This is a genomic window from Bacillus sp. AFS053548, from assembly GCF_002575105.1.
Classification (GTDB): domain Bacteria; phylum Bacillota; class Bacilli; order Bacillales; family Bacillaceae_G; genus Gottfriedia.
In genome coordinates this window covers 129,310-153,802 of sequence record NZ_NUHI01000014.1, presented here as the reverse complement: position 1 = coordinate 153,802, position 24,493 = coordinate 129,310, and the positions used below count along the sequence as shown (strand labels likewise).

23 protein-coding genes and 2 pseudogenes are annotated in these 24,493 nt (G+C 32.6%); 8 read left to right on the top strand and 17 right to left on the bottom strand.

Annotation, left to right across the window (positions count from 1 at the left end):
- Positions 1 to 47: 47 nt before the first annotated feature.
- From parC to CN946_RS08040, 6 genes are all read right to left on the bottom strand, one after another.
- Positions 48 to 2,480 (bottom strand): DNA topoisomerase IV subunit A, encoded by a 2,433-nt coding sequence (gene parC / locus CN946_RS08065; RefSeq protein ID WP_098860659.1) that lies wholly within the window; start codon positions 2,478 to 2,480, stop codon positions 48 to 50.
- The gene (gene parE, locus CN946_RS08060) at positions 2,480 to 4,453 is read right to left on the bottom strand and encodes a DNA topoisomerase IV subunit B (RefSeq protein WP_098860658.1); all 1,974 of its coding nucleotides are present in this window, start codon (positions 4,451 to 4,453) and stop codon (positions 2,480 to 2,482) included. Before parE ends, parC begins: the two co-directional genes overlap by 1 nt.
- A 546-nt stretch (positions 4,454 to 4,999) precedes the next feature.
- Positions 5,000 to 5,410: a CoA-binding protein gene (locus CN946_RS08055; RefSeq protein WP_098427433.1), complete on the bottom strand. Its 411-nt coding sequence runs from the start codon at positions 5,408 to 5,410 to the stop codon at positions 5,000 to 5,002.
- A 243-nt stretch (positions 5,411 to 5,653) separates the two neighbouring features.
- Positions 5,654 to 6,847, bottom strand: a complete 1,194-nt coding sequence (locus CN946_RS08050) for a S1C family serine protease (RefSeq protein WP_098860657.1) — start codon at positions 6,845 to 6,847, stop codon at positions 5,654 to 5,656.
- A gap of 81 nt (positions 6,848 to 6,928) precedes the next feature.
- Positions 6,929 to 8,719 carry a sensor histidine kinase gene (locus tag CN946_RS08045; protein ID WP_098860656.1) on the bottom strand — a complete coding sequence of 597 codons (1,791 nt, stop codon included), beginning with the start codon at positions 8,717 to 8,719 and terminating at the stop codon, positions 6,929 to 6,931.
- Positions 8,720 to 8,722: 3 nt separating this feature from the next.
- Positions 8,723 to 9,397 carry a response regulator transcription factor gene (locus CN946_RS08040; RefSeq protein ID WP_098860655.1) on the bottom strand — a complete coding sequence of 225 codons (675 nt, stop codon included), beginning with the start codon at positions 9,395 to 9,397 and terminating at the stop codon, positions 8,723 to 8,725.
- A gap of 175 nt (positions 9,398 to 9,572) precedes the next feature.
- On the opposite strand from CN946_RS08040, the gene plsY reads away from it, so the two are divergent.
- Complete coding sequence (gene plsY / locus CN946_RS08035; protein WP_069032376.1) at positions 9,573 to 10,175, top strand: glycerol-3-phosphate 1-O-acyltransferase PlsY; 603 nt, start codon at positions 9,573 to 9,575, stop codon at positions 10,173 to 10,175.
- A gap of 92 nt (positions 10,176 to 10,267) precedes the next feature.
- Here the strand turns inward: plsY and CN946_RS08030 are convergent, their stop codons facing one another.
- The gene (locus tag CN946_RS08030; protein ID WP_098427428.1) at positions 10,268 to 10,690 is read right to left on the bottom strand and encodes an acyl-CoA thioesterase; all 423 of its coding nucleotides are present in this window, start codon (positions 10,688 to 10,690) and stop codon (positions 10,268 to 10,270) included.
- A gap of 140 nt (positions 10,691 to 10,830) precedes the next feature.
- On the opposite strand from CN946_RS08030, the gene CN946_RS23380 reads away from it, so the two are divergent.
- Together CN946_RS23380 and CN946_RS08025 are read left to right on the top strand one after the other, a co-directional pair.
- The gene (locus tag CN946_RS23380) at positions 10,831 to 10,992 is read left to right on the top strand and encodes a hypothetical protein (RefSeq protein WP_176547254.1); all 162 of its coding nucleotides are present in this window, start codon (positions 10,831 to 10,833) and stop codon (positions 10,990 to 10,992) included.
- Entirely contained in the window at positions 10,979 to 11,866 is an 888-nt protein-coding gene (locus CN946_RS08025; protein ID WP_286133878.1) for a prohibitin family protein, read from the top strand. The genes CN946_RS23380 and CN946_RS08025 overlap by 14 nt, the downstream gene beginning before the upstream one ends.
- Before the next feature lie 41 nt (positions 11,867 to 11,907).
- Here CN946_RS08025 and CN946_RS08020 read toward each other — a convergent pair whose 3' ends face one another.
- Positions 11,908 to 12,105 carry a hypothetical protein gene (locus CN946_RS08020; protein WP_098860653.1) on the bottom strand — a complete coding sequence of 66 codons (198 nt, stop codon included), beginning with the start codon at positions 12,103 to 12,105 and terminating at the stop codon, positions 11,908 to 11,910.
- A 90-nt stretch (positions 12,106 to 12,195) separates the two neighbouring features.
- Between CN946_RS08020 and CN946_RS08015 the strand changes: the two genes are divergently transcribed.
- Positions 12,196 to 13,482: a glycosyl hydrolase family 18 protein gene (locus CN946_RS08015; RefSeq protein WP_098860652.1), complete on the top strand. Its 1,287-nt coding sequence runs from the start codon at positions 12,196 to 12,198 to the stop codon at positions 13,480 to 13,482.
- Positions 13,483 to 13,535: 53 nt separating this feature from the next.
- Here the strand turns inward: CN946_RS08015 and tlp are convergent, their stop codons facing one another.
- The 8 genes and pseudogenes from tlp to CN946_RS24085 all read right to left on the bottom strand — a co-directional run.
- Positions 13,536 to 13,763, bottom strand: a complete 228-nt coding sequence (gene tlp, locus CN946_RS08010; RefSeq protein ID WP_286133874.1) for a small acid-soluble spore protein Tlp — start codon at positions 13,761 to 13,763, stop codon at positions 13,536 to 13,538.
- A gap of 44 nt (positions 13,764 to 13,807) precedes the next feature.
- On the bottom strand, positions 13,808 to 13,948 hold the full coding sequence (locus CN946_RS08005; protein ID WP_056476763.1) for an acid-soluble spore protein N: 141 nt from the start codon (positions 13,946 to 13,948) through the stop codon (positions 13,808 to 13,810).
- A 136-nt stretch (positions 13,949 to 14,084) separates the two neighbouring features.
- Positions 14,085 to 14,222 carry an FbpB family small basic protein gene (locus CN946_RS08000; protein ID WP_082459651.1) on the bottom strand — a complete coding sequence of 46 codons (138 nt, stop codon included), beginning with the start codon at positions 14,220 to 14,222 and terminating at the stop codon, positions 14,085 to 14,087.
- A 72-nt stretch (positions 14,223 to 14,294) separates the two neighbouring features.
- Positions 14,295 to 14,846: a TlpA family protein disulfide reductase gene (locus tag CN946_RS07995; protein ID WP_098860650.1), complete on the bottom strand. Its 552-nt coding sequence runs from the start codon at positions 14,844 to 14,846 to the stop codon at positions 14,295 to 14,297.
- 526 nt (positions 14,847 to 15,372) lie between these two features.
- Positions 15,373 to 18,099: an aconitate hydratase AcnA gene (gene acnA, locus CN946_RS07990; RefSeq protein WP_098860649.1), complete on the bottom strand. Its 2,727-nt coding sequence runs from the start codon at positions 18,097 to 18,099 to the stop codon at positions 15,373 to 15,375.
- A 426-nt stretch (positions 18,100 to 18,525) separates the two neighbouring features.
- Positions 18,526 to 19,566, bottom strand: a complete 1,041-nt coding sequence (locus CN946_RS07985) for an acyltransferase family protein (RefSeq protein WP_176547252.1) — start codon at positions 19,564 to 19,566, stop codon at positions 18,526 to 18,528.
- Positions 19,567 to 19,830: 264 nt separating this feature from the next.
- Positions 19,831 to 19,950, bottom strand: a pseudogene (locus tag CN946_RS24090) (peptidoglycan-binding domain-containing protein); the annotation flags it as partial.
- Between the two features lie 108 nt (positions 19,951 to 20,058).
- Positions 20,059 to 20,448 (bottom strand): annotated as a pseudogene (locus CN946_RS24085) (M15 family metallopeptidase); the annotation flags it as partial.
- A 447-nt stretch (positions 20,449 to 20,895) separates the two neighbouring features.
- Here CN946_RS24085 and sspO point away from each other — a divergent pair.
- From sspO to CN946_RS07960, 3 genes are all read left to right on the top strand, one after another.
- Entirely contained in the window at positions 20,896 to 21,042 is a 147-nt protein-coding gene (gene sspO, locus CN946_RS07975) for a small acid-soluble spore protein O (RefSeq protein WP_069032362.1), read from the top strand.
- Positions 21,043 to 21,709: 667 nt separating this feature from the next.
- Complete coding sequence (locus tag CN946_RS07965; RefSeq protein WP_084006741.1) at positions 21,710 to 21,844, top strand: small acid-soluble spore protein P; 135 nt, start codon at positions 21,710 to 21,712, stop codon at positions 21,842 to 21,844.
- Positions 21,845 to 21,876: 32 nt separating this feature from the next.
- Entirely contained in the window at positions 21,877 to 22,035 is a 159-nt protein-coding gene (locus CN946_RS07960) for a YfhD family protein (RefSeq protein ID WP_286133873.1), read from the top strand.
- A 231-nt stretch (positions 22,036 to 22,266) separates the two neighbouring features.
- Here the strand turns inward: CN946_RS07960 and CN946_RS07955 are convergent, their stop codons facing one another.
- On the bottom strand, positions 22,267 to 22,971 hold the full coding sequence (locus CN946_RS07955; protein WP_098427415.1) for a DsbA family protein: 705 nt from the start codon (positions 22,969 to 22,971) through the stop codon (positions 22,267 to 22,269).
- 932 nt (positions 22,972 to 23,903) lie between these two features.
- Between CN946_RS07955 and CN946_RS07950 the strand changes: the two genes are divergently transcribed.
- Positions 23,904 to 24,419: a hypothetical protein gene (locus CN946_RS07950; RefSeq protein WP_098860645.1), complete on the top strand. Its 516-nt coding sequence runs from the start codon at positions 23,904 to 23,906 to the stop codon at positions 24,417 to 24,419.
- Positions 24,420 to 24,493: the final 74 nt, after the last annotated feature.

The window sequence follows — 24,493 nt, the reverse complement described above, 5'->3', positions numbered from 1 at the left end:
AATTCGACAAAAAAACCTATTCCAAAAAGCTTGGAATAGGTCAGATTTTAATTATTTTCTTCTTTTTTGTATCGAATTATCGTCTTTATTTCACCAGAATCATCTGTATCCATAACAAATGATCCATTACTATATTGATCACTATTTCTTAAATCAGTTGGGTCAACTGTCTCAAATTGACCAGATTTACTTAATAAAGCAAACATATTATTTTTATTTATTGCGTATACCCCTATTAACAAATGAGGATTATTTTTCAAATCTCGAAGTACTTTAACACCACGTGTACCTCTAGAACTTTGAGTGATCGTATCGAGCTTCATTTTCTTAATTGCCCCTCGATGAGTTGCACAGAATATTTCTTTCACTTCATTACTAACCGTGTCTGCAGAAACAACAAAATCATGATCCTTTAAGTTAATTCCTTTAACTCCACCAGCTCTTAAGCCTTGAATACTAATCTCTTCAACAGTAAATAACAATGTGTATCCTGAACTTGTAGCCAATAACACTTGATCAGTTTCTGAGGTGACACCAGCAAAGATTAAGGAATCATCAGACTTAATTGACATACCGACAAGTGGTTTAGAATATCGTTGTACTTTTAATTGCTGTATACTTGTACGTTTTACAACACCATTTTTAGTGACAAATAAAATATAATCTTTATTTTCTTCAAAATTATTTACGACCGTAGCAGAAAGAATTGCTTCATCTCGTTCAATAGGAATAATATTAGCAACATGTTGCCCCATATCTTTCCATCTGATATCCTGCATTTCATGAATTGGTAAATATAAATAGTTACCTTTTGACGTAAATAAAATTAGAGTATCCGTCGTTGTACTTTCTATTTGATAAATTAAACGGTCGCCTTCTTTCATACCGTAATCTTTACCATTCGAAGCTGAATAAGATCTTGGACTTGTTCGTTTAACGTATCCTTCACTTGTAACTGTGACAATCACGTCTTCTTGAGCGATAATATCTTCTCTAGAAATTTTAATTTCTTCGATCTCTTTTTGAATTGTTGAACGTCTGTCGTCTGCATATTTTAACTTAATTTTCTTTAAGTCTGTTTTGATCACTGACAATAATTTTGCTTCACTGTTTAATATTGCTTCTAGCTGTTTAATCTTTTTATCTAACTCATCTGCTTCTTCTTGTAATGCAGTAATATCAGTATTTGTTAAACGATATAACTGTAACATAACAATCGCTTCAGCTTGTAGTTCAGTAAACTCAAATTGAGCGATTAACTTATCTTTTGCATCGCGTTTATCATTTGCAGAACGGATTGTTGTAATCACTTCATCTAAAATCGATAAAGCCTTCATTAAACCTTCTACAACATGTTGGCGAGCTTTTGCTTTTCTTAAATCAAAATTTGAACGATTTGTAATGACTTCTTTTTGATGTTCAATATAAGCATCAAGAATTGCCGGTAATGACATCTGTTTTGGTGTACGATTATAAATCGCAACCATATTGAAGTTATAAGGTATTTGAAGCTCAGTATTTTTATATAAATAATTTAAAATTGCTTCGTTATTTGCATCTTTTTTCAGTTCAATGACAATACGTAGTCCAGTGCGATCTGTTTCATCACGCACTTCTGTAATGCCATCTACTTTTCGATCAAGACGAACCTCGTCCATTTTCTTTACTAAATTCGCTTTATTCACTTCTGAAGGAATTTCTGTAATAATTAATGCCTGTTTTCCACCACGTAAATCCTCGGTATGAACTCGGCTTCTAATAATGATTTTTCCTTTTCCTGTTTCATAAGCTTTTTTTATACCATCTACACCTTGAATAATCCCACCAGTAGCAAAATCAGGACCGTGGATTACTGTCATTAATTCATCTACAGTACAGTTTTTATTTTCAATGCGCATAATCGTCGCATCGATAACTTCTCCAAGGTGGTGTGAAGGTATTTCAGTTGCATATCCAGCAGAGATTCCTGTGCTACCGTTAACCAATAAATTTGGAAACATTGAAGGTAAAACCACGGGCTCCATACTCGTATCGTCGAAGTTTGGTACAAAATCAACTGTTTCTTTATCAATATCTCTCAATAGTTCACTTGCTATTGCTGATAACCTAGCTTCCGTATAACGCATAGCTGCTGGCGGGTCTCCATCAATACTACCGTTATTTCCATGCATTTGAACTAATACATTTCTTAATTTCCAATCTTGACTTAGTCGTACCATTGCATCATAAACAGAAGTATCACCATGAGGATGGTAATTACCAATTACATTTCCGACTGTTTTAGCAGATTTACGGTAAGGCTTGTCTTGCGTGTTTCCTTCAACATGCATTGAATATAAAATACGGCGTTGAACTGGCTTTAATCCGTCACGAGCATCAGGTAATGCTCGTTCTTGAATAATATACTTACTATAGCGACCAAAGCGGTCGCCTATTATATCTTCTAAAGGGATATTATATAATTTTTCCGATGATTGCATCAGATATCGCTCCCTTCTGATTCTACTTCAACTTGTTCATTGTTTAAAATTTTATCCTCTTCATCTAAATCAAATACAACATTCGATTCGATCCACTTACGTCTAGGTTCAACTTTATCACCCATTAATGTAGTTACACGACGATCCGCTCTTGCGGCATCATCAATTTTCACACGAATAAGCGTTCTCGTTTCTGGATCCATCGTTGTATCCCAAAGTTGGTCAGCATTCATCTCACCAAGTCCTTTATAACGCTGAATCATATACCCTTTACCAACTTTTTTGATTGCATCTTGTAGATCTACCTCTGACCAAGCGTATTCGATTACTTCTTTTTTTCCAGTACCCTTACTTACTTTAAATAAAGGAGGTAAGGCAATATAAACTTTACCAGCCTCTACTAATGGCTTCATATAACGGTAAAAGAATGTTAATAAAAGTACTTGAATATGCGCTCCATCTGTATCAGCATCGGTCATAATAACGATTTTGTCATAGTTAACATCTTCAATATCAAAATCACTACCTACTCCTGCACCAATCGCATGAATAATCGTATTAATCTCTTCATTTTTCATTATGTCCGCTAGTTTTGCCTTCTCGGTATTGATTACCTTACCACGTAAAGGCAAGATTGCTTGGAAACGTCGGTCACGACCTTGTTTAGCACTACCACCAGCTGAATCACCCTCTACTAGGTATAACTCATTCTTCTGTGGATTACGTGACTGTGCAGGAGTAAGCTTACCGCTTAAGGAAGTTTCTGAACGCTTTCTCTTTTTACCACTTCTTGCTTCTTCACGTGCTTTTCTTGCAGCTTCTCTAGCTTGAAAAGCTTTTATAGATTTCTTTACTAATGAAGTTGCAATGTCTGGATTTTCTTCCAGGAAATAAGCTAATTGATCCGAAACAACTGAGTCAACAGCTGATCTTGCTTCACTAGTACCTAATTTACCTTTTGTTTGTCCTTCAAATTGAAGCAGCTCTTCAGGAATTCGTACAGATACAATTGCAGCTAATCCCTCACGAATATCCGCTCCATCTAGGTTTTTATCTTTTTCTTTTAAGAGATTTACTTTTCTTGCATATTCATTAAATGCTCTTGTTAAAGCAGTTTTTGCACCAACTTCGTGCGTACCACCATCTTTTGTACGAACATTGTTTACGAACGAAAGCATCGTTTCCGAATATCCATCATTAAATTGGAACGAAAATTCAACCTCTATTTTATTTTGTAATCCGTCAAAGAATACAACAGGATGTAATGCTTCTTTTTCTTCGTTTAAATACGATACGAATGCTTCGATACCGTTTTCATAATAAAACTCTTCGAACGCATCATGTCGTTCATCTTTAATTGTAATTTTTAAACCTTTTAATAAAAATGCTGACTCTCTAAGTCTTTCACATAAAGTATCAAAGTTATAATTTGTAGTGCTAAAAATTGTTGGATCTGGTTTAAAATGGATCGTCGTACCAGTTCGTCTTGTTTTACCAATGATTTCTAATGAAGTTACTGCTTTACCTCCATCTTCAAAACGTTGCTTGAAAATTGTTCCTTCACGGTGAATTTCAACTGTTAACCATTCTGATAAAGCATTTACTACTGATGCACCAACACCATGTAGACCACCACTTGTTTTGTAGCCGCCTTGTCCAAATTTACCACCTGCGTGTAATACAGTTAAAATAATTTCTGGAGTTGGTTTTCCCATTTTGTGCATTCCAGTAGGCATCCCACGACCATGGTCTTTTACACTTAAGCTATTATCTTTATGAATAACCACATCTATTTGAGTCCCGTGACCAGCTAATGCTTCATCTACAGAGTTATCTACGATTTCATAAACTAAATGGTGCAGACCTCTACTATCTGTGCTGCCAATATACATTCCAGGTCGTTTACGTACAGCTTCTAAACCTTCTAGTACCTGTATCGCATCTTCGTTATATGTTGTTTCATTCTTTGCCAACACCATTTCTCCTTTCTAACTAAACACTTGCATAAGAACATCTGTTCCATTATATCATAATATAAATAAAATGTTTCTTCTAATCGTTCATGTTAATGGTTTTTTTCCTAACTTACAAGTCGAACATGAAAAAAAAAATAGGACAAGTTTATAAAAAGCTGGAATTTAGAATCTAGAAAATGCAGGATTAAAGTTGAAAATTGATAAATTTGGTTAACAAAATTCAAATTTACTGATTGTACAAAATGGCACTTAATTGCTTATCTATTTTTGAAACAATATCTATACAATTTCTCGGTATTCCTTTTTTTTCTTATTCCCTACTCGATCTTCCGTTAAAAAAACTCACTGATTAACAGTGAGCCAGATTTTAAAACAAATTTCAAAAATTTGATTTTCAGACTGATTGTAAGCGCTTGACTTACGAGGCACGAAGGCGAGTTATGACCTAAGTTACCATAGCGGTAATGAACATCGCAGGCTAAGCAAAACAACGAAGAAAACGCCTCTAATGGCCAGTCTGAAACAGTGAGCTTTTTTAACGGCCTATCTTGTCATAGCATGCTCAACTTTAATACAACGATCCATAATGACCGTTTTACCATTTTCCTTTAACAATTGATATGCTTCTTCGTTTTCGATTCCAAGTTGTGCAAAGAAAACATCGCAATCAATTTTAAGAAACTCTTGTGCTACAGGTAATAGGTGTTCAGGTCTTCTAAATACATTTACAATATCAACTTTTTCTTTTATTTCTGTTAAACTTGCTACTGCTTTTTCTCCTAAAACAGTATCAACTGTTGGGTTTACTGGAATAATTTTATATCCAGCATCTTGCATTGCCTTGCTTACCATATAAGACGTTTTAGACGGGTCCCCTGATAATCCAACAACTGCAATTACTTTACTTGATTTTAAAATTTTGCCGATTTCTTCTCTTGATGGGTATTTACTCATTTGCTAATCACCCTTTCTGTATAAAATAAGCGCTTCAAACTGTTAAAAACGCTCGCTTTCTTCGTTGCTTCGTCTGACTGCGGTGCTCATTACCTGTTTAGGTAACTCCGCTCCTCATCAGCCTTCGCGCCTCGAAAGACAAGCGTTTTCAATCATTTTGAATAATCAAATATATGTTACATATTAAAATTTTCGCTTATTTATTATTCTTTTATCATATTTCCTAAGTCAATTGCCTGTCAATCATTGACTAGATGCTAATGTTAATGTTGAATTAGTTAATTTACCATCACGGTAATAAGTAATGTTTAATTTATCTCCAACTTTTTTGTGTGAATATAGGTATTCTCTGACAGTAATTACGTCACTTACTGGTTTGTCATCAAGTGCAACGATAACATCTAATTGTTTCATTCCAACTTTTGCAGCAGGCGTATTTGGATCAACATGTGTAACAACTGCACCTTTAGTCACTGAACCAGGTAATTTTAATGTTTCTTCGATATTAAATTGTGGTATTTCATCAAGTGATTTTAATCCAACACCCATTACAGGTCGAGTCACTTCACCAAATTTTTCGATTTGATCTAAAGCTGGTTTTGCAATATTCATTGGGATTGCAAATCCAATTCCTTCAACAGCTTGTTCGGCAATTTTACTTGAATTAATCCCGATTACTTCACCTTTTGCGTTGATTAAAGCACCACCACTATTACCAGGATTAATCGCTGCATCCGTTTGTATTACTTGAGTTTGGTAATCTGCAACTCCATCTCCATCGATATCTTGTGGTATTTCACGAGCTTTACTACTTACAATTCCTTCTGTTACAGTACTTTCTAAAAATCCAAGTGGATTTCCAATTGCAATAGCAGTTTCACCTACGTTAATTTTTTCCGAATCACCTAATTTAGCAATATTCGTAACATATTTTGCATCAATTGCTACAACAGCTAAATCTAATAATTCATCTGTTCCAACAAGTTTAGCATCAATTAATTGACCATCTGCCATTTTTACTTTTAATTGTTTTGCACCAGCAACAACATGGTTATTTGTCGCTACTAAAGCTTTATTTCCTACTTTTTTATAAACAACACCTGAACCCGATCCAGCTTCTTCCGTTTCCATTGAAAATGGATTTGATGATTGATAATTATTAACGCCTACTACAAACTTGCGAGCATTTTGAATCGTAGTTGTTAAATCTTCCCTTGATACATTAATAACTTGTGTGGGTACAGTATTCGTATCATTCGATAAGTTTGCATTTTTATTTGTTAAGTTAAAAATATCCGGGGATACGATTGAGATCGTTACAGCTCCAATTATCGCTCCAATAAAGCCTGTAACAAGCGGATACCCTCCACGTCTACTTCTCTTTTGTCTTTTATGATTATTTTCATCGTATAAATCTGTTTCATCGTAATATCCCATAATTCATTCCTCCAATATGTAGGTATCTTTGATTGATATTAATTTAACCCACTCATGTGTATTTGCTGTGAACTTTTTGATTTAATTCAAATATTTTTTTAAATTAAAAATAAATTCAACTCCGTCTTCCTTATTATGAACTTTTATAGTCGAATGATGTAAGTCAAGGATTGTTTTTACGATTGCTAAACCTAAACCTGTTCCACCATTTTGTCTATTTCTAGATTCATCAATTCGATAGAAGCGATCCCAAATTTTATCAATTTTATCAGCAGGGATTGGATTACCTTCATTAAAAATAGAGATATTTACAGAATCCCCTTCATCTAATAAATTCATTTTTATGACACTACCTGGGTTACCATAATGGATTGCATTTGAAAGAATATTAATGATTACTTGTTCTATTTTTCTTTTTTCACCTAATACGAGCGTATCTTCATCTAGATTAAAATTGAAATGACAATGATTACTACTATTTTCAAACATGCGAATAATTACATTTTCTATGCAATCCACAATTAAGAAAGGTTCACTTTTAAGTGTGTATGTTCCAGATTGAAGTTTGGAAAGTTCTAGCATATCGACAACTAACCCGTTCATCCGATCAACTTCTTCAAGGATTACATCTGCATAATAACCATTTTTTTCAATATTTAATCCATCTTTTAAACCTTCTGCATAACTTTGCACGATACTCAATGGCGTTTTCAGCTCATGGGATACACCACTAATAAACTCTTTTCTTATTTGTTCTAACTGCTTTTCTTTTTCAATATCCTTCATTAATTTAACATTTGCCTGCTGTAAATTTTCAATTGTACTAGCTAAATTCTCGGATAATGAATTAATTGATTTGGATAATTGTCCAATTTCATCATCGGATTGAATATCGATTTTCTCATTAAAGTTTAAATTTGCTAATTGATCTGTTACTGAATTCATTTTTAATAATGGCTTCGTAATCAATTTCGAATAGTAAAAAGAAACGATTACAATCAATAATAAAGCAATAATAAAAGCGTAAATATAAAAATCTTTTAAAACATACATTGCTTCATTTACTGGTTGTAATGAGGTAATGGCAAAAATAACTTCTTTTGACCCTTTACTAGTATTAATTGGGTAAATAAAAACTTTATTTTCTAATCCATTTGCTCGGTCTAAGTAGCGATAAATTAATGGAAAATCCTCCTCAGTATAGTTAGAAAAATCTTCATTACTCTTTGTCCAATCAGTAATTGCACCCATTAATGAGTTCATTTGAGCTGAATAAGTATATTGATTTGCAATAGGTAAATGTAAATTAACAACTTTCCCTTTAATTTCAATATTCACCATTTCCTGGAGATTATCTTTAGTTGACAATTGAATTGTGTTAGATGGTTGATTTTCCTCTTGCCACACACCTATATTCGTTTTTATATAGAGTGGAATAAAATAATCATCTTGAACATAACCTCGGATTGTAATCCTTGAATTTTCTTTAATATTTAGCCCTAAAATACTGTCTATTTGATCCGAATATAATAGATTATTTAAAGGTACATATACCTTTTTTCCTTCATTCGTAAGAACGGTTAAATCAAAATTATTCTCAGCTTTTAGGACCCCTCTTTTATCTAAAACTGCTAAAGTTGTATTGTATTTGGAATATAGCTTGGATAGTTCTTGCTGAAACTGATTGTTGTTAAATTTACCCGCTTTATACCCTTTAGCAAATTGTGTAAGTTCATCTGTTACAATATTTACTTTCTTATTCGTATAAAAAGATTGCATAAAGATTGATTGACCAACAAATACAATTAATAAAAAAATAACAAGTAATAGCGTTATGGATAAAAAAAGTTTACGGACTATACTATTTTTCATCTTCTACTCCTCAAACTTATAGCCAACTCTAATTACTGTAGCTATATGCTTTGCTTTGTCTCCCAATTTATGTCTAAGTTTTTTTATGTGTGTATCGACGGTTCTTCCATCACCAAAATAATCAAAGCCCCAAATATTATTCAATAATTGATCTCTTGTTAATACGATGCCTTTATTATCAATTAAATAACATAGTAATTCGAACTCTTTATTCGTAAGTTGTAATATTTCATTATTAATTGAAGCTGTCCTTGATGATGTATTTATCATAATTCCACATATCGTTTTAGTTTCTTTATCGTCTTCTTTCGGATCAGCTGTTCTTCTAAGTACACTCTTTGCTTTTGCTACTAGAATTTTAGGACTGAATGGCTTTGTCACATATTCATCTGTTCCAATATCAAAACCAAGTAATTGATCTTCTTCTTCTGAGCGGGCAGTGGTCATAATGATCGGAATACTTGACTGCTCTCTAATTAGCTTACAAACTTCCCAACCATCTAATTTTGGTAGCATTAAATCTAGAATTATTAAATCTACTTGATTTTCGATAAATTTCTTTATGCCTTGTTCTCCATCTTCTGCTTCGATTACTGTAAATTGATCGTTTTCAAAATACTCTTTTACGATTTCTCTTAATCTTTTTTCATCTTCAATGATTAAAACTGTCGGGTTCATATTTTTTTCCTTTCATTAAATTGATAGATATAAGAACTTTTAACTAAAATAAAATGTCCTTTGTTTCCTCATTTGAATTAATATTCTAAAGCAACTATCTATATATTCGCTTAAAATTGTGATAAAATCATATGATACTGCACTAATTTATTATTGTTTGAAAAGGAGCTAGAAAATGAGTTTGGTCATTATTGTACTAGCCTATTTAATCGGATCTGTACCATTCGGTTTAGTAGTTGGAAAAATATTTTACGGAGTAGATATCCGTCAACACGGTAGTGGAAATCTTGGTGCGACAAATACATTCCGCACATTAGGTAAAAAAGCAGGTATTATTGTAACACTTGGAGATATTTTAAAAGGAACACTAGCAGCTTCATTACCTGTATTATTCCATTATCATGGAATTCACCCATTAATTATCGGTCTAGTTGCTGTTATTGGTCATATGTATCCAATATTTGCTGGTTTTAGAGGTGGTAAAGCGGTAGCAACCTCTGCAGGGATCTTATTATATGCATCGCCACTACTTTTTGTCTGCTTAATTATTATCTTCGCAATTAGTTTAAAAACAACAAAATACGTTTCACTTTCGTCTATGTTAACAGCTTTTTTAGGTACAATTTTAGCTTTTATTATGGAATACACGGGACTAATTAAAGACAATGGGTACATAATAACTTATATTTTAATCGTACTCACAATCTTTGTCGTATACAAACATCGTCCAAATATAAAAAGAATTAAAGACAAAACTGAACCAAAAGTTAAATTTTAAAAGCAAGATTAGCTAAAGATTAGAGATTGAAGATTAATGATCTTCCCTCTCTAATCTTTTATTTTTCCATGCACTTTTTGTCTTCTATACCTTTAAACCTGCCCCATCGCCTTCTCATATGCCTCATACCAATCAGGGAACATTTTCTTAAATTTAATCGGTCTAAATGTTTCTTTATGTACAAGAACATGTGTTGAATTTCCTATACAGCAAATATCGCCTTCTTCATTAAGAATCTCATATTCGTAGATCACTTTAAGTGGTGTAAGTGATTTTATTTTTGTTTTGACTTTAGCTGTTTGTCCATATCGTAGACTTTTCTTGTATGAAACATTCAAATCGATCACTGGAGAAATGACACCTTGTGATTCCATTTCTGCATAATTAAAGCCCAGATCTTTTATTAATTGAGTACGGCCAATTTCAAACCATACTAAATAATTTGCATGGTATACAACACCCATTGCATCTGTTTCTGCATATCTTACTTCAACTAATTTTTCTGATATAAACATAAATTCACCTCTTATTCTTCTACAGAATACTTTACCAAAAAATTAATAATTGTTCTATTTTTTAACTTATCCTAAATGTTATAATTTTCTTATAATAAACTAATGATTTTTTAACATTAGAAATTAGGAGGTCGATCTTTTTGAAGGTTCTAGTGGGCTCAATCTTAATCATCCTTCTTTTTTTATTCGGAGTATGGCTTCTTCTTTCTCCAACATTTGTAAAAATTGGTGAGAAATCAGCTAAAGTAAAAAATATTTTAAAGGATAAGGAGGACAAAAATAATGGAAATTCGTCCAAATGAAAAAAAGAATTCATTTTTCAGCCGTAAATTAATTGGAGGAATCATCGCGGGTATTGCACTGATCTTAATCGCAACAATTCCAACATTATTTATTGAAAAAATAACACCTGGTTATGTCGGAGTTGTCTATTCACCAAATGGGGGTATACAGAAAAATACATTATCTCAAGGTTGGAATTTCGTTGGTTTATTCGATAAAGTTACCGAATACCCTGTCCGTCTTCGTACTGTAGAATATAAAGACGTTGCATTAGCTACTTCAGACGGTAAAAGAATTGAAATGGATTTATCATATACATATAAAATTGATCCTTCTAAAGTAGTCTCAATGTTTAACGAGTTTGGACCTGTGTCTATCGAAGAAATTGAGGATACATATTTAAAGAAACGTTTACAAGATGCAGCTCGAATTGCCGTTTCAAAATACACAGTTTTACAATTATACGGTGAGAAATCAAGTAATGCCTCAGCTGATATTGAAACACTCTATAAAGACGATGTAAAAGCACTTGGTTTCTTTGTTGAAAATTTAACATTAGGAACGCCAAAACCAGACGCAAAAACGCAGGATGCAATTGATGCACGTGTTCAAGCTGCCCAAGAAAATGATCGTAAAAAAATTGAACTAGAAACGGCTAAAATTGAAGCAGAAAAGAAAAAAGTGGAAGCAAAGGCTGATGCTGATTCACAACTAATCCGGGCACAAGGCCAAGCAAAAGCGAACCAAGTAATCCAACAAACGTTGACCAATGAATTAATTGAATACAAAAAAGCAGAGAAATGGGATGGTAAACTCCCTACTGTCTCAGGCAGTAACTCAAATATCATTCAATTCCCACTTGATCCAAATAGCGATAAAGAATCAAAAAAATAAATATTTGTCCTAAAAACCTAGCTTTGGCTAGGTTTCAGTATTTATACGAAATCCATAAACTTGATTTTCAGACTGATTGCAAACGCTTGTCTTTCGAGGCGCGAAGCCTGATGAGGAGCGGAGTTACCTTTGAGGGTAATGAGCACCGCAGGCAGGCGAAGCAACGAAGAAAGCGAGCGTTTGTCAACAGTCTGAAACCTAGCTTTGGCTAGGTTTTTTATATTCAAAATCAATTTCAATTTGCTTTTCCACCTAACCTCTTCTAATCCAAACTCTTTGGCATATATTTAATAGAGACGAATATCTACGTTTAATGGAAGGAGATAAACTTGATGCAAATTCATGTTGTAAAAAGTGGAGAAACAGTAATGAGTATTGCAGATTTTTATGGAGTTGAACGCCAAGCACTCATTAATTCAAATGCTCTTGTAGCTCCTTATAAAATAATAAAAGGTCAATCGCTTGTTGTACCAACTACAGGAAACGAATATTTTGTTCAACCCGGTGATAACTTATATGATTTAGCTTTAACCTATGGTGTAACATCAAGTCAAATTGCAACTTTAAGTGGAATTAGTCCATATGCATCATTAAATGTCGGTCAAAAGCTCCATCTTCCACCAAGAAAGAAAAGAAATATCGAATCAATTGGCTATTTACAACCTACTTCAAACCCAATCAAACCAGCGCTTGAAGAATCAGCTCGAACAGAAAGTAAGTTTTTAACCTATTTAGCACATTTTAGCTTTGATGCAAAAAGAGATGGTACACTATCAGAACCGCCACTTGGAAACATTCCTCAAATCGCAAAGGATAATCGCTGTATTTATATGATGGTTGTCTCTAATCTTGAAAATGGACAGTTTTCAACATCTCTAGCAACTGATATATTACAAAGTCCAGCAGTTCAAGATAAGCTGATCAATACAATTATTAGTACTGCTAATAAATACGGTTTTAGAGAAGTAAATATAGACTTTGAAGACGTTGCTTCAACGGATCGTGCAGCTTATATTAATTTTTTAAATAAAGTAAAATCAAGGCTGCCTCAAGGATTCATATTGAGTGCTACTTTAATACCAAAAACAAGTTCAAACCAAAAGGGTAGATTTTACGAAGCTCATGATTATGCTAACATAGGTAAAGTTGTGGACTTCGTTGTAATCATGACATATGATTGGGGCTGGCAAGGCGGTCCTCCTATGGCCGTATCACCGATCGATCAAGTTCGTAAAGTAATCAACTATGCAAAGACCGTAATTCCAGTACCAAAAATAGTAATGGGACAAAATCTATATGGATTCGACTGGAAAGTTCCATTTAAACAAGGTACCATGGCTAAAGCTTTAAGTGCTGAAGCTGCTACAAATTTAGCAATCCAAATGACAAACGAAATCCTTTTTGATAACAAAGCTAAAGCACCGCATTACCGATATACAGAATCAAATGGTCAAAAACATGAAGTTTGGTTCGAAGATGCAAGATCAATTCAAGCCAAGTTTAACTTAATAAAAGAAGAGAAAATACGAGGGATATCGTATTGGAAATTAGGATTACCATTTATTCAAAATTGGGAGCTTCTAGAAGCTAATTTTAATGTAGTTAAAAGAGCATAAAGAAAAGCTAGGTATTTATGAGGCTAACTCTAAATACCTAGCTTATTTTTTAATCAGTCATTCGTATTATTAAATGCTTGTTCGTCTCTTAGTTCACTTTCTAATGCTGCGATAGATTCCTCGCGACGTTGATTTTTTGCTATTGCATTTTGACGTTGCTCGTCATTACCGAATTTCATTGAAGCTTCTGCTTCTTTCATATTTTCTTTCGTATTGTTAATATTACTTTGGATTTTACTTGCATTATCACTACGATCATCTGGCTTTGGTGTATGTTCCATCAAATATCGCTCCATTTCAGAATTATGTTTTTGTGATTTGGATTTTACCCGTTATCTACAATTGGTTGTTTACCAGTAGGATCTTTATACTGCATTTGTTTTCCTTTATTCCCACCAGCTGCTTTGTTTTGTGTACCTATATGATTTGGTACAAAATCTTTAGGATGTTTTTTTGGATTTCCCATTTTATCGCCCCCTAGCGATAGTATGAGTTTTGTAGCTGTAAATATGTAAAAGGAAATTAATTTTGACAACAAAAAAAGAAGGAAATAAATCCTTCTCTTGTCTATAAATAAAATTCGATTTTCGAAACTGACTAATTTACTCAGCTTTAGCTTTTCTTTCTAAACGTTCTTCTAGTCGATCATATATTTTATTCAAAGCTTCTTCATCATTTAATAGAGAATTTTTATTTTCAAGAATTAATTCTTGAAACGATTTATGTCTTTTCTTTCTCAAAACAATCACCTCTTCTTTTTATGTTAGTATTGCCAAAAAAAAAAGTTTTCTTACATTTTAGTAAATTTTTTCTTATTTTAAAAATGCATTTAATTGTTTTTCAGTTAATGGCCCAATTTGCTTAAAAACTACCTCTCCATTCGGATTAATAAAGTATGTAGTAGGTATTGAAATCACACCATATTTACGAAAATTATCACCGTTTTCATCAATTAAAATTCGATAATTCATACTATTTTTATTAACAAAGTTCTTGATAAAATTTAAATCCTTTTTCTCGCCAATATAATCCGCAACACCAATCATTTCAATATCCTTGTGCTCTTGATGGAATTTCTCTAGTGCTGGTATCTCGTCTTGACAAGGAGGGCACCAAGTAGCCCAGAAGTTTAAGATTACTTTCTTACCTTTGAATGAAGACAAATTAATCTTCTTTTCATCTAAAGTCATCAATTGAATATCAGGTGCCTGTTGTCCAACTTGAACACCTAATTTTTGAATTGAAGCAATATAAGCATCATTATTATTACTGACTTTTTTCTCTTCTTCTTTTTTCTCATATAATTGAAAAATTGAATATCCTAACGCTACTAAAAGAATCAGTAAAGGAATTACTTTTTTCATACAAATCACCCTTTTAATGAACTATCTCTATTTAACCATAATAAATACAAAAGTGGAACAAGCTCGCATACGTTCTTAGACAATATCTTCTGAATACATTTATATATTATTTTCCATTCAAATTATCTTAATATAGATCCACTTTTTTATATTTTTTACAGGAATCCCCTATTAATTCGTAAATTTTTTATCCATTTAGTACATTTTGGTGTATGGCTGATCGTTTCTGTCTGTTAAATTACGGATATTCGGATTTTAATTGATATACTAGAGAATTAATTGTGATTTCATCATATTAATTGCGATTTCTGGCTTTTATTTGCGATTCCTTATTTTTAATTGCTATTTCTGATTTTTAATTGCGATTCTACAGATTTAATTGCGATTTCGCTATCTTAATTGTGATTTCTGGTTTTTATTTGCAGTGCCATTATTTTTTTGCTATTCAACAGTTTTAATTGCAATACCACTTACTTAAAAATCAAAAAAAACACGGTCCATTAAAAGACCGTGTTTTCTATACAAATTAATGAGTTACTTTAGAATTATTTAATTTGTCACGTAATACCATTTGTAAGATACCACCATGACGGTAGTAGTCGATTTCAACTTCGCTGTCGAAACGCGCAACTACTTCAAAGTCAACAGTTGTGCCGTCTTCTTTTGTTGCAGTTACTTTTACAAGATCACGTGGTTTAACATTCTCATCTACATTAACAGCAAATACTTCTTTGCCTGTTAATCCAAATGTTTCAGCATTTTCACCATCTTTAAATTGAAGTGGTAAAACACCCATTAATACTAAGTTACTTCTATGAATACGCTCAAAGCTTTCAGCAAGAACTGTTTTGATACCTAAAAGGTTTGTTCCTTTAGCAGCCCAGTCTCGAGAACTTCCCATACCGTAGTCATTTCCAGCTAAGATCATTAATCCAGTTCCATCTTCTTTATAACGCATTGCTGCATCATAAATTGACATTACTTCGCCAGTTGGCCAATAAGTAGTGTATCCACCTTCTGTACCTGGAGCGATTTGGTTACGGATACGAATATTAGCAAATGTACCACGCATCATTACATCGTGGTTACCACGACGAGAACCGTATGAGTTAAAGTCTACAGGTTTAACACCTTTACTTTGTAGGTAAAGTCCTGCAGGCGTTGTTTTACCAATTGAACCAGCTGGTGAGATGTGGTCAGTTGTTACTGAATCACCGAATTTACCAACGATTTTTAAACCAGCTAATGGTTTAACTATGCCTGGCTCTTTTGATAATCCTTCAAAGAATGGAGGATTTGCGATATAAGTTGATTCGCTATCCCATTTGTATAAAGAATCATCAGTTGTTTGAATTTCGTTCCAACGTTTGTTATCTTCAAATACTCTTTCGTATTCTTTTTTGAATAATTCAGGAGTAACTGTAGATGCAACTACTTCTTGAACTTCTGCAGATGTTGGCCAAATATCTTTTAAGAATACATCGTTTCCATCTTTATCTTGACCGATTGGCTCAACTGAGAAGTCGATATTTACATTACCTGCTAACGCGTAAGCAACTACTAATGGTGGTGATGCTAAGTAGTTACCTTTAACTTGAGGATGAATACGTCCTTCGAAGTTACGGTTACCAGAAAGTACAGATGTTACTAACATATCATTATCAGCAATAGCTTCTTCCATTTCAGGAGCTAATGGACCTGAGTTACCGATACATGTAGTACATCCGTAACCAACGATGTTAAATCCTAATTGATTTAAGAAAGGAATTAATCCAGCTTCTTGTAAATATCCACTAACAACTTTAGATCCAGGAGCTAATGAAGTTTTTACATAAGCAGGTACTGTTAATCCTTTTTCAACAGCTTTTTTAGCTACTAAACCAGCACCTAACATAACGTATGGGTTTGAAGTATTTGTACAACTTGTGATTGCTGCAATAGCTACTGCACCAGTTTTAAATGTTGTTTCAGTACCATTTTCAAATTTAACGTTTACCTCTTTATCTAATGTTTCATCAGTTAAACCGAATCCTGCATTACCCACTGGAGCAGAAACTGCTGCTTGGAATGCTTTTTTCATTTCAGATAATGGAATTAAATCTTGTGGACGTTTTGGACCAGAAAGATTTGATTCAATTTCTGAAAGATTGATCTCTACTAAATCAGTAAATGTAGGATCTTCTAAGTCAGCTGTATAGAATAAATCATTAGCTTTGCAGTATGCTTCTACTAATTGAATTTGCTCTTCAGAACGACCTGTTAAACGTAGGTAGTTAAGTGCTTCAGCATCAACTGGGAAGAATCCACATGTTGCACCGTATTCAGGAGCCATGTTTGCAATTGTAGCACGGTCTGCTAAAGGCATGCTTTGTAAACCTGGTCCAAAGAACTCAACAAATTTATTTACTACACCTTTTTTTCGTAAAACTTCAGTAACTTTTAACGCAACATCAGTTGCAGTTGTTCCACTTGGTAAAGCACCAATTAATTTAACACCGATAACTTCTGGAACTGGGAAATATGATGGTTGACCAAGCATACCTGCTTCAGCTTCAATACCACCTACACCCCAACCTAATACACCAATACCATTTATCATAGTAGTATGTGAGTCAGTACCTACTAATGTATCAGGGAATGCAACAACTTCACCATCTTCATTTGCAATTGCATGTACTACATTTGCTAAGTATTCTAAGTTAACTTGGTGAACGATACCAGTTGCTGGTGGAACTGCACGATAGTTATTAAATGCTTTTTGAGCCCAGCTTAAGAATTGGTAACGCTCTTCGTTACGAGAAAATTCTAAATCCATATTGAAATCTAATGCATCCGCTGAACCAGCTTTATCAACCATTACAGAGTGGTCAATTACTAGATCTACTGGAATTTCTGGATTAATTACTTCCGGGTCTCCACCCATATCAGCCATTGCCTTACGTAATGAAGCTAAGTCAACTACAGCTGGAACACCTGTGAAGTCTTGTAAAATAACACGAGAAGGTTTAAACGGAACATCTACATCTTGTAGCTCGTTTGTTCCCCATTTTGCTAAATTTTCAACATGATCTTTTGTAATTACTCTTCCATCTACTTGACGAAGAACTGATTCTAGTAACACTTTAATCGAATAAGGTAATTTACCGATTTTAGCTACTCCAGCTTCCTCAATTGCTTTTAAGCGATAATAATGATAAGTTTTATCGTTCGCAGTAAATGTCGAACGTGATTGGAAAACGTCATTTTTCCCCATGTTTTCTTCCCCCTATTAAGCAAAAAATGTCTGAATATATTTTATATCCAAACTTTTCAATACCTTACAATAATATATTATTACAATGTATATCATAAGTAAATAACAAGTAACTTATCATTTGTAATAAGTATTACTTATGACCTTTTAAATCAAATAGTTCATTTAATAATATTTTGCTCAATTATATCATTGTTTATTTCAATATAATTAATTTAAGTTTTTAAAAATTTGTGAACGTGATGTGATTTTTGAAGGTGTCAGTCTGTAATACGTGTGGATCAAATTTTAGGATTTTTCAATGAAAACACTTTAAGTAGAAATCATTTCAATGGATGAGTAGTTAACCAACTAACGAATATAAGCCCTGTATCCAAAAAAGGACACAGGGCTTTTTTAACAAAATGATTATTGCACATTATTTTTTTAAGACGCCTTTAATTGATTAATTGTAATTTCAGTAGTGACTGGCTTGCCCTTACCGTTAAGTAATATATTTAAAATTGGAACCTTATTAATGAAAACCGATAGTGAGATAGGAATTAATAATCCAAATGCAAAGTATATGGTCCAATGAATAGTACCTTTTACAAAAAGATTATCTATGTATTTCAATGTAGCAATAGCAAATCCAACATGGAAAATTAAAATTATTAATGATTCTCTACCTAAAAAAGTAAAAAAGTCTGTAGGTAATTTCTTTTTAGAAACCAATTTTGCAATCGATAATGTTGCAATGCTTCCAGAAATGCCAGCTATATAAAATACAAAAAAGTTATCATAAATCCTATTGTTCATATCTGCATTGTTGATATAAGTAGAAATTCCGAATATTATTAGTGATAAAATTGATACAATGCCAAATGGTTTTATTTTATTTAATAATTGATAATCCTTAAATTTATTCCCTAAATGCATGAAAAAAAGTGAAACTAAAGCGATATCTAATCCCCAAGGTAAAAATACAAAACGACTTATAACATATCCCAAAAATCCTAAAATTAAGTAAAAACCAATTTGAGTGTAAACCCTAAATCCGCCAATGATTTTTTGTGAGTAACAATAGAGTAATTGAACACAAAATAAACAAACTAAAAACCATAACGGTATATTTATGCTTAACCATCCATTAACTCCATTCCCATATAAAATACCAACAAGAGGCTTGTACCATAAAAATTCATATTTTAAAGGGTTTACTGCGTTTAAAATTAACCAGTAAAAATAAGATAATATCCCTGCTGTAAAGTAAGGTACTAGTAAAGCATAAAATTTGTTGATCCATAATAGTCGCGTATCATTTAAGTACCTATGACTACTAAAAAGATAACCTGATACAAAGAAAAACAACGGCATTCTAAAGTCTCTTAATATGTTATTTAACCAGATTGGAATTGCCGTATGTCCCATTACAACCAAAAATATAGTTACCCCCCTCGCGATGTCTATTTCGATAAATCGTTTCATCCGTTTCCTCCTGAAATGCTTCAAGCACCAATAAATAAGTTTTTTGTCCATTATTCATCATATTGGAGGATGTGAATTTTTACAATCTTATATTTTTTTAAGCTCTTTCCGTTAAGAACCCCCTTTCTACCAATAAGATTTATCAAATATTAAAACAAACCCTGTACAGTACTGATACAGGGTTTGAACGTAGTTTTATTTTTACAATTTGAAATTTCGAATGGTAAATTTATTTTAATCTAAACTAAATTTACTAATGAGATTTTACCTTTTCTTAGTCAAATAATTTTGCCCAAGTTTTGGGCCTACTTTTCCATCTACGGTCAGGCCATTTTTCTTTTGAAAATTTCTTACTGCCCGATCCGTAATTGGACCGAAAATACCGTCTGCGGTAATTCCTAATTCTTTTTGAACTAATTTAACACTCTTTCCTTTTGAACCTGATTTTAAAATCGTTCCTGGATATGCAGGAGGTTTAACTTCTAATACTTTATCGGTGCCATATCCTTTGTATTCAAATTGTAAATGTGCCTGATCTACAAAGCCACTCCAGTCCCCACCCCATGTGAAGCCAATGGATTTAGCATATCTAATAGCCGATTTAAAGGGTTCAGTATCGTATGAGTTCCACCCTTCTTTATCATTTACAATTGGAACAAAGTCTAATGCTTGACCTACAAGATGATATGACTTTCTAGTTTGGGACTTGCCATTATCAACTAGTACTTCTTGACGTTCTTTTGTTCGTGTCGTTTCGTAAATTAAAACATTGATATTGTTTTTTATACAATAATTGTACCATTTTAAAGCTGCTTGCTTTGTATTAGGAGCTAGCTTATTTATATTTGATAAATTTCTTTCTTGATAAGTTGGATTTGTCATATATGTTGTCTCCTTTTAAATAAATAATTTAAAAAGCCAACCTACTTAGGAAGACTTATCCCGTAAATAACATCGCTTGCTTTCATACTTTGAAAACTTCTAAATAACCATTAAATCGTATACATAAGCCAATATATTCATAAAATTGAAAGATTGTTTGAATAAATAGTCCAAAAGTTCTCGTTTTTTACTACCGGACAAGTCTTTACTCCTGTTAGTTTTTGAAACCTTGTTACATTCCTGACAATTCCAGAACTACAAACATAAAAAACACCTATTGTAAGGTGCAGACATTGAACAATTTAATAATGACACTCACATTATTTACCAATGAAATTTTAGGGTACTTAAATAAATATAGGATAGAATATCGATTATAAAAGGCAGTTTTCAAACCAATTCATTAAAATTGTTGGCGAAAATAGCCTTATATAAGGAGGAATAATCATGTCTAGACGTAAAAATAATTCTGGTAGCGGAATGTCAGCTTCAATCGAGCAAGGGAAAGCTGCTGGTTTTAATGAAGAAACAGCACAAGAGCCACTTTCAGCTGATTATAAGTTAAACAATAAAAAGACAAAAAAAAGACAATAAAAAAATAGCAAGCAATTTGTACGGATTGCTTGCTATTTTTTATATTTTTTGATCATTACTCAAAATCATCTTTTCGCTTTCTTAAAATCCCTTTGTTCAACGTCGATTGAGGCATTAAATAAATAATATCTCCTGTTCTTTTCGTATCTCTATTAACATTACTTTTTCTTCGATTATAGTATAGGAAAAAATTAATCACATTTTTTTGTCTCTTATTATATTGAACTTTCTTGAACAAGAGATAGAGTACGATCACACCGGAATATATAAGACAAACTGTTAGTATTTGCATAATCAGTATCAGTCTCCTCTTTCATTTTGACTATTACTAGTATTGGTCAAATTACTTGTTTCATACATCAAAAGAGTCAGACAAACTAAAAAAATTAACTTTTACTCTATTAATTTCTTAGATTTAATTGTTGTTTGTCGTTTTTTATTATGAAAAATAATTTTCTCAACATTCAATTTTTTAATTAATATAAGATGAATTAGATCATAAGAAATACCTCCCTTTCATTAATTTATTTATATATATGGAAAATGGTTATCGAAAATTATTAGAAAAAAATGATTAAAACGCTTTCAATTATAAATTAGTAAATATTTCATTTTGGCATATTTTTTCGCATACAACTAAAGCTATTTGTAAAGGAAGGTGACAAGAATGACAAACAAATCGTCAAAAAGAAATAGCCCAATTGACCATGAAAGTGGACAACCAAAACCATTAAGCGGTTCTCATAAAGTAAAGAACCAAAATCATACAAGACAGAAAAAACATAGTCACCACGATATGTAATTTAAATTAATTAGATAATGGAGGGGTTTAATTTGAAAAAGAACAAAAATACTTACAACTCTAATTTTAATAAGAATGTAAAGCCTGATGGACTTGATGTCGAGTATTCAGCGGAATTAGCAGATCAAAATGATATGGAAGCACAAGAACGTTCAGCTCAAGCAGATGCACGTGTAAAGAAAAAAATGTAAACAAAAAAAGGTATGCGATTGTTCCGCATACCTTTGGAGACTGCCCGCCAAACGCTCGCTTTCTTCGTTACTTCGCCTGTCTGCGGTGCTCATTACCGGCTAGGGTAACTCCGCTCCTCGCCAGGCTTCGCGCCTCGAAAGACAAGCGCTTGCAATCAGTCTGAAAATCAACTTTATTGTAAATTGTCCACCAAAAAAAGGTATGCGAACACTTCCGCATACCCTTTTTAATTATTTGTTTATTTCAGCGTCAATAGCTGCTTTAATTGATTCTAAGCTAGGGTTGTCCACTGCTTTACCATTTACAAATATTGTAGGTGTGCCATTAACACCATAATGGTTAGCAATTGCAACATCGTTAGCAACTTGTTTCATTGCATCTTTTTTGTATAAATCTTTTTTAAATTGTTTTTCGTCTAAATTCGGAATAACAGATTTTGCAATACTTGCTAGTTTATCAGGTGTAGCCCAAGTAGTTGTTTCATCTTCTTGTTTTAAGTAGATTTGCTCTTGAAACTTCCAAAATGAATCTTTATGAGTTTTATAAACTACTTCTGATGCAAGTGCAGCTAAATTTGAATCTTTCGAAATAAATGGATAGTTAATAAATGAAAAATTGATTAAACCATTATCAATATAATCGGCTTTAAGTTGAGGAAAAACTACTTTATTCCATTGAGCACAAATTGGACATTTATAATCACCAAATTCAACTACTTCCACTTTTGCATCTTTATTGCTAAATGTTGGTTGATCCTTTGTGTCAAACCCATCAACTTTCACTTGATTTACTCCAGCAATTGTTGGATATACTTCTTCAGTCTTTTTATCTTGCAATTTAGAAACTAAAAATAATGCTCCAACTAAAACAACTATTCCAACAAATACAGAAATAGCGAACGTTTGATTACTATTAGATTTTTTCTTTTTACTCATTAGTGCTATATTCCCCCTACAATTATGTACTGTAGATTATTGTAACATAAACTAAAGTAGCCTAACTATTCATAACCCTCGTAATTGAAAATTATTATTAATATAAAGATTATCCATATTCAAAAAGTACCTATTTAAGTACATAAGTAGTGTTTTTGTTTTTATTAAGATCGTAATCATTTTGTATACTCACAAGTTTTATTTATATTGATATTGGAATATCTTTTTAATTTTGACAAAAATAAAAAGCATTTCTCATTACAAAGAAATGCTCTTATTATAAATTATTAAATTTACCACTTGTTCGATTAAACTTTCATAACGCATGATTTGACAGGATAGTGTTAAATGAGAATATCAAACACTTTTTAGCGTCTTATTTCTTTACATAATCAATTAACTGTCTTTTTCATCATTCGAGATAAATGATAAATTTTGAGAAATGGTTGGAACGTGTTTGGGAAAAATCTCGTTAAATAATGCTCTTACTTTTTCTGTCAGTACGACATTCGAAGCCCTTCTATCATTTGGGTTAGGTTGTATGCCCACAAGACCTTTCTTTTCTAACTTATCTACGTATAAATAGATGTTGCCTTTATCGCTGCTTAAATGTAGATCGAACCAAATTTGAAAACCCTTGTCCTTTATGTATACTCATAGTTTTTAAATTCTTGTTGGATAATCTTACCATAAAATAAAGATTTCTCTATCATAAGTAAATTTCCCTTTTTATTCAAAATCTTTATTAGTTTACTACTTTGGAAGTAAGTATTAAACATCCCTTCAATATGGTGAATTCTTGATTGGCTAACGCATACACGCAAGATTCTTTTCGAGTCTTTTTTTCTTAAGAATATGTTAAAAATTACTAGTCATGTGAAAGCTCGTTCACCTGTATAATTGAAAATGATTTGGAAAATTGGAGGAAAATTATGTTTAAAATCATGCTATCAAGCTTTCAGCCAAGTAAGTACAACGAAGTGCTTCATTCGAAAAAACGAAGCATCATCGGTTATTATTTACTGGCAAGTTTCGTGTTAAGTGCGGGGCTATTTGAGCTCTTGATGAATTTCGATATAGCATCGGATACGACTTCGTTATGGGCGGTTTTAGAAAATGGATTCGGAGACAATGCTGAGCTGTTTCTACTGATTGTCATCCCGCTCATTGTACTAATCATTCCAGTGATGATGCCAGTCTTGTTTTCACTTGTGTATAAGTATGCTGCACGAAAAAAGGACATTCATTTAACGTACCGCCAGTGGTACAAATTATTTTTCGTTGGCGCGATCTCATTTACTTTCGTTTCATTTATCGTTGAAATCATTGCCTTTTTGTTTGTGAACTTTTCTTTGACATGGATTGAACGCGTTATGACTATTCTGTTTCTTACCTTTATGTACAAAGCCGGAAAAGCAGCGTCAACAAAAAAAGAAACCGACAATTAAAAGAAAAATTTCTGTTGGAGTTTACTCGAGTGCCCAAACAGCTAGTCTACTGATTCCCATTGAAATATTAGTCG